Here is a 1,017-nt window from a genome sequence, read left to right on the forward strand (position 1 = left end):
ACAACTGGAAGAAGAAATTTGCCGGTCTGGGCGTGACGGAACTGCGGCGTCTGCGGCAACTGGAGGATGAAAATCAGCGGCTGAAGAAACTGGTGGCCGATCTGAGTCTGGATAAGGAGATGTTGCAGGAGGTACTGAAACAAAAGTTCTGAGGCCGGCTCAGAAGCGCCAGGCGGTGCATTTCCTGCAGGAAGCATACCGCATCAGTGTCCGCCGGGGATGCGGGTTGCTGATGCAGAGCAGAACTGTCTACCACTGGCAGAGCCGGCGTGACGATCGGGCGATAACCCAGCGTATCCGGGAGATCGCGGAAACCCGGATACGGTATGGTTGTCCGCGTATTCATATCCAGCTGCGGCGGGAGGGCTGGCTTGTTAACCATAAGAAAACACACCGGATTTACTGTCTGGAAGGCCTCAACCTGCGCAGAAAGCGCCCCCGCAGACATGTCAGTGCAGCACATCGCCAGCAACGTCCGGTCCTGACGCATATCGATCAGTGCTGGAGTATGGATTTCGTGTCGGATAATCTGTTTAACGGACGGCGTTTCCGGGCGCTGACTGTAGTCGATAATTTTAGTCGGGAGTGTCTGGCGATCCATGCCGGAAAGTCGCTGAAAGGCGAGGATGTGGTCGGTGTGATGGAAGGGTTGCGGGTGCTGGGTAAGCGCCTGCCAGTACGTATTCAGACAGATAACGGCAGCGAGTTTATCTCAAAAAGTCTGGATAAATGGGCGTATGAACACGGCGTGACCCTGGACTTCTCGCGCCCCGGAAAGCCGACAGATAACCCGTTCATTGAATCATTTAACGGCAGTCTGCGGGATGAATGCCTGAACATTCACTGGTTCCTGTCACTGGAAGATGCGCAGGACAAACTCGACAGCTGGCGCAGGGAATATAATCATGAAAGGACACATTCATCATTAAATGACATGACTCCGGCTGAATTCATCCGAAGTCTCCGGAAAGACGAAGATCTCTGATTTAGCACTGCACTGATTTTGGGCCAGGGTCA

The 1,017-nt window shown here is 53.9% G+C and carries 1 pseudogene; it reads left to right on the forward strand.

Annotation, left to right across the window (positions count from 1 at the left end):
* A pseudogene (locus FEK50_RS24055) lies at window positions 1-985 on the forward strand (IS3 family transposase); the annotation flags it as partial.
* Between the last annotated feature and the right edge of the window lie 32 nt (window positions 986-1,017).

Origin of the sequence: Escherichia sp. E2586, from assembly GCF_005781105.1 — a bacterium.
In the GTDB taxonomy this organism is placed as follows: Bacteria; Pseudomonadota; Gammaproteobacteria; order Enterobacterales; family Enterobacteriaceae; genus Escherichia.